Below are 4,619 nucleotides of genomic sequence, written 5' to 3'. Positions count from 1 at the left end.
CCTTCCAGCTTCATTTGCTCTTGCCGCTCCTTTTCGCGCTCGCTCGGCTGCTCCGCCGCGAAGCTGCCGCTCTTGACCTCACCGGCGGGCTGGTAGGTGGCGATCACCGCCCCGCCGGGCGAGACTGTCTGCTCGACCATGATCATGCTCCTGGGCGGGGTGCCGTCGCCGAACAGCCGCTTGCCGCTGCCGAGCACGACCGGAAAGATCATCAGCGTCAATTGGTCGATCAGCCCGGCGGCGAGCAGTTGCGGGTAGAGCGTGCTGCTGCCCTGGATGACCAGGTCGGGCCCGTCGCCGCGTTTGAGCTCGGCCAGCGCCTCGAAGCTGCTCACCCGGTGGCTGTTTTGCCACTCGAGCGGCTGGTTGCCGCGGGTCAGCACATATTTGCCGATGCGGTCGAACAGCTCGCCCATCGGCTTGGAGTCGCCGGTCGCATAGGGCCAGTAAGCGGCGAAGATGTCGTAGGTGCGCCGCCCGAGCAGCAGGTCGAACGGCTCGGTGAACAATTTGTCCACCGCCGCGCCGGTCGTCTCGTCGAACAATGGCGCGAGCCAGCCGCCATGCGCGAACCCGCCGGTCCAGTCCTCCTCCGGCCCGCCCGGCGCCTGCATCACGCCGTCGAGCGAGACGAACGCGCCGCCGCGGATCCTACGCATCGACGGTCTCGCCGCGTCTCGCCGCCTCGATCTTGGCGACGTCGATCTTGCGCATCGTCATCATCGCCTCGAACACGCGCTTGGCCACCGCCGGGTCGGGGTCGCTATTGCCTTCGAGCAGCGCGCGCGGCGTGATCTGCCACGAAAAGCCCCAGCGGTCCTTGCACCATCCGCACTCGCTTTCCGCGCCGCCGTTGCCAGTGATCGCGTTCCAGTAGCGGTCGGTTTCGGCCTGGTCCTCGGTCACCACCATGAAGCTGACCGCTTCGTTGGCCTTGAAATTGGGCCCGCCGTTGAGCCCGACGAAGGCGCGCCCGAGCACGGTGAAATTGACCACCAGCTCGTCGCCCTGCTCGCCGTCGGGGTAATCCCCCGGGGCAGTCATTGCCGACCCGACTTTGCTGTCGGGAAAGGTCGCGGCGTAGAATTCCGCGGCGTTACGCGCCTCGCCCTTGTCGAACCACAGGCAGGTCGTCAGTTTGTCGTCGCTCATCGTCCTCGCTCCTCTACTTGCCGACCAGCATGAAGGGCACGCCTTCGGGGTCCTTGGCCATCACTACGCGCTGGTCGCCGGGCACCTCGACCGGGCCCTGGAGCACGGTCCCGCCGGCACTGCGGATGCGCTCGTTGGCGCCGTCGATGTCGGCGTTGTTGAAGGCGAAGCCCCAGCCGGTCGGCGTCCCCGGCGGCGCGGTCATCATCGCCCCGATCATTCGGCCGCCATGCTCGATGAACTGGTAGTCGCCCATCTCGCCCATCGGCATCACTTCGCCCAGCGTCCACCCGAACACCTCGGGGTAGAATGCCTTGGCCGCCGCGAGGTCGCTGGTCTGCAGCTCGTTCCACGCGGCATGGCCGTTCTTGGCCGGGTCGAAGCTGGTGCTGACCTCGTCGGTCGCCCCGCGCATGACGTAGAACGGCGCGCCCTGCGGGTCGGCCAGCATCGCGATGCGGCCGACGCCGTCCATGTCGGCGGCCGGCATCAGCGTCTTGCCGCCGAGCTCCTCCACCTTGGCCACCGTGGCGTCGACATCATCGACCCCGATGTAGCCGAGGAACGTCGGCCGCGCGCCATGCTCGGTCATTTCGGAGGTCAGCGTCAGCGCCCCGCCGACCATGCCGTCGTCGGCGTTGATCATGCGATATTCGGTCGGCGCCGGGACTGGCTCGCCGATCTTCCACCCCGCTACCGGCGCGTAGAACTTCGCCGCCGCGGCGGGGTCGCGGGTCATCAGCTCGTACCAGATGAAGTCGCCATGCTGGTTGCGCATTTTTCTCTCCCATGTCCGTCATCGCGAGCGCAGCGCGGCAATCTAGCCAGAACAAGAAACTGGATGACCGCGCTTCGCCCGCAATGATTGTTTCTGTTCAGCCGTTGGCGGTGTCGACGATCGGCTTGAAGCCGCCCCAGAACATCCGTTTGCCGTCGAACGGCACGTCGTCGCCGGGCTGCATGTCGGGGTCCTTCATCATCTTTTCCCAGCCTGCATCGCGGGTCGCCTTGTCCGGCCACTCGACGTAGGAATAGACGATGTTTTCGCCGTCCTCGGCCTTGACCGCTTTCTTGTAGTCGGTGACCTTGCCGTTGGGGACATCGTCGCCCCACGCCTCGACCACGCGCAGCGCACCGAGCTCCTTGAACTTGCCCGCCGCTTTCTCCGCCATCGCGCGATAGGCGTCCTTCTTGGCGTTGGGGACCGGCAGGATGTAGCCGTCGGTGTAGCCGGTGCGGCCCTCGGCTTTCTCGTCGACGAAGCTGTCGAACCCGCCGATGATCATGCGCTTGCCGTCGAACGGCATGGACGCGCCCATGTCTTTCATCCGCGGGTCTTCCATCATTTTTGCGTTGGCCGCGTCGCGGGTCGCCTTGTCGGGATATTCGAACCACGAGAAAACGACCGTCTCGTCGTCCTTGGCCTGGACCGCGCCGTGGAAGTCGGTGACCTTGCCCTTGGGCACGTCGTCGCCCCAATTCTCGACCATCCGGGCGACCCCGAATTGCTTGAACATCGGCGCCGCTTCCTCGGCGTGCTTCTGATAAGCGTCCTTGTTGGCGGTCGGCACCGCCAGGACGAATCCCTCGATGTAGCTCATGCTCGCTCTCCTCTGATCGAATTGGCCTTTAAGCGGATTGCTGTTCGAACGCCGCGGCGCCCTGCTCGGCGGCGGCGGGGTCCATCCACATCACTTCCCAATGGTGGCCGTCGGGATCCTCGCAGCTGCGGCCGTACATCATCCCGCCCATCTCCTGCCTCGGCCCGGGGTCGGCCTTGCCGCCGGCGGCGGCGGCCTTGTCGACCAGCGCATCGACATCGGCGGTGCTGTCGGCCGACAGGCACAGCAAGACCTGGCTCGAGGCATGGGCGTCGGCGATCGGCTTGGGCGTGAACGTAGCGTAGAACGGCTTGGTCAGAAGCATCACCGAAATGGTGTCCGAAAACACCATCATCGCCGCCGCTTCGTTGGTGAACTTGGGCTCGTTGCGCGCGCCCACCGCCGCGTAGAACCGCATCGACCTCTCGAGGTCGTCCACCGGTAGGTTCACGAAAATCATCCGCGCCATCTTTTGCTCCTCGCTCGACTCGATTCGCCTTGCCTTTTGGCGCAACCGATCCTAATTCGCAACCATGCAGTTAGAAAACATAACTCCAGCGGGACGAAGCGAGCCAAAACGCGGGTATGACGACGCCTGCGGCACCGCCCATGCACTCGAATTGATCGGCGAGCGGTGGTCGCTGCTGGTGCTGCGCGAGCTGATGCTCGGGCCGCGCCGCTTCTCCGAGATCCGCGCCGATCTGCCCGGCATCAGCGCCAACGTCCTGACCCAGCGCCTCGCCGAGCTCGAGCAGCGCGGGCTGGCGCGCCGCCGCCGCCTGCCGCCGCCGGCCTCGGTCCAGGTCTATGAGGCGACCGAGTGGGGGCTCGAGGCCGAGCCGATCGTCCAGGCGCTCGGGCGCTGGGCGGCGCGCTCGCCGCGCCACGACCCGACCCTGCCGATCAGCGGGGTGTCGATCCTGCTCAGCTTCCGCACCATGCTCAGCGAGAAACGCGCCAAGGGCCTCGACGCCCGCATCGGCTTCCGCTTCGGCGCCGACGGCTACGTCGCGCGGCTGCGCAAGGGCCGCATCAAGGTCGCGCGCGGCGACCCCTCGAGCGCCGATGCGGTGGTCACTGCCCGCCCGACCGAGCTCGCGGCGGTGGTCTACGGCGGCGCCCCGCTCGACACCATCGAGGTCGCGGGCGACGAGGCGCTGGTCCGCCGCTTCGTCACCTTGTTCCCGCTGCCGCCCAAAGTCGACGCCGCTTAGGCGCGCTTATTGAGGCCGGCGCGCCCTTGCCCTAAGGCGCGTGGCATGACCGACCTTTCCAACGTCCAGCCCGAAAGCCGCGCCGACACGGTGATGGCCGCGCCCGACAAGATGGCCAAGATCCGCGACCTGTTCGGGGTCGACAGCGACATGGAGGTGCCCGCCTTCAGCGAGGCCGACGAGCGCGTCCCCGACCTCGACCCCGCTTATGTGTTCGACCCCGACACCACCTTGAGCATCTGCGCCGGCTTCGCGCGCAACCGCCGGGTGATGGTCCAGGGCTATCACGGCACCGGCAAGTCGACCCACATCGAGCAGGTCGCGGCGCGGCTCAACTGGCCGACGATCCGCGTCAATTTGGACGCCCATATCAGCCGCATCGACCTGATCGGCCGCGACGCCATCGTGCTGCGCGACGGCCAGCAGGTCACCGAGTTCCGCGAAGGCTTGCTGCCATGGGCGCTGCAGCACCCGGTCGCTTTGGTGTTCGACGAATATGACGCCGGCCGCCCCGACGTGATGTTCGTCATCCAGCGCGTGCTCGAGGCCGAAGGCAAATTGACCCTGCTCGACCAGAACCGCGTGATCCGCCCCAACCCGTGGTTCCGCCTGTTCGCCACCACCAACACCATCGGGCTGGGCGACACCACCG

Annotated in this window: 7 protein-coding genes and 1 pseudogene; 2 read left to right on the top strand and 6 right to left on the bottom strand. The window is 66.9% G+C overall.

Annotation, left to right across the window (positions count from 1 at the left end):
* From RMP08_RS06450 to RMP08_RS06425, 6 genes and pseudogenes are all read right to left on the bottom strand, one after another.
* The coding region (locus tag RMP08_RS06450) for a dihydrofolate reductase family protein (protein WP_310468170.1) at positions 1 to 659 on the bottom strand (659 nt) is incomplete at its 3' end.
* The gene (locus RMP08_RS06445) at positions 652 to 1,152 is read right to left on the bottom strand and encodes a VOC family protein (protein WP_310468169.1); all 501 of its coding nucleotides are present in this window, start codon (positions 1,150 to 1,152) and stop codon (positions 652 to 654) included. The genes RMP08_RS06450 and RMP08_RS06445, both read right to left, overlap by 8 nt.
* 13 nt (positions 1,153 to 1,165) lie before the next feature.
* Entirely contained in the window at positions 1,166 to 1,930 is a 765-nt protein-coding gene (locus RMP08_RS06440) for a VOC family protein (RefSeq protein WP_310468168.1), read from the bottom strand.
* Positions 1,931 to 2,027: 97 nt separating this feature from the next.
* Positions 2,028 to 2,438 carry a DUF1428 domain-containing protein gene (locus RMP08_RS06435; RefSeq protein WP_310468171.1) on the bottom strand — a complete coding sequence of 137 codons (411 nt, stop codon included), beginning with the start codon at positions 2,436 to 2,438 and terminating at the stop codon, positions 2,028 to 2,030.
* Positions 2,439 to 2,456: 18 nt separating this feature from the next.
* Positions 2,457 to 2,753: pseudogene (locus RMP08_RS06430) on the bottom strand (DUF1428 domain-containing protein); the annotation flags it as partial.
* A gap of 28 nt (positions 2,754 to 2,781) precedes the next feature.
* Entirely contained in the window at positions 2,782 to 3,222 is a 441-nt protein-coding gene (locus RMP08_RS06425; protein WP_310468167.1) for a VOC family protein, read from the bottom strand.
* A gap of 64 nt (positions 3,223 to 3,286) precedes the next feature.
* Between RMP08_RS06425 and RMP08_RS06420 the strand changes: the two genes are divergently transcribed.
* Both RMP08_RS06420 and RMP08_RS06415 read left to right on the top strand, forming a co-directional pair.
* Positions 3,287 to 3,967, top strand: coding sequence for a winged helix-turn-helix transcriptional regulator (locus RMP08_RS06420; protein WP_310468166.1), 681 nt, complete (start codon positions 3,287 to 3,289; stop codon positions 3,965 to 3,967).
* A 45-nt stretch (positions 3,968 to 4,012) separates the two neighbouring features.
* On the top strand, positions 4,013 to 4,619 hold a 607-nt coding region (locus tag RMP08_RS06415), incomplete at its 3' end, for an AAA family ATPase (RefSeq protein WP_310468165.1).

The sequence above is a fragment of the Sphingomonas sp. genome, from assembly GCF_031426035.1.
Lineage (GTDB): Bacteria > Pseudomonadota > Alphaproteobacteria > Sphingomonadales > Sphingomonadaceae > Sphingomicrobium.
The sequence above is the reverse complement of the archived record's forward strand: the minus strand, read 5'-3'. Positions and strand labels throughout refer to the sequence as shown.

Coding starts and splice junctions, on each gene's coding strand:
- RMP08_RS06445 (WP_310468169.1), bottom strand. CDS start 1,152: ATGAGCGACGACAAACTGACGACCTGCCTGTGGTTCGACAAGGGCGAG.
- RMP08_RS06425 (WP_310468167.1), bottom strand. CDS start 3,222: ATGGCGCGGATGATTTTCGTGAACCTACCGGTGGACGACCTCGAGAGG.
- RMP08_RS06420 (WP_310468166.1), top strand. CDS start 3,287: ATGCAGTTAGAAAACATAACTCCAGCGGGACGAAGCGAGCCAAAACGC.
- RMP08_RS06435 (WP_310468171.1), bottom strand. CDS start 2,438: ATGATCATCGGCGGGTTCGACAGCTTCGTCGACGAGAAAGCCGAGGGC.
- RMP08_RS06440 (WP_310468168.1), bottom strand. CDS start 1,930: ATGCGCAACCAGCATGGCGACTTCATCTGGTACGAGCTGATGACCCGC.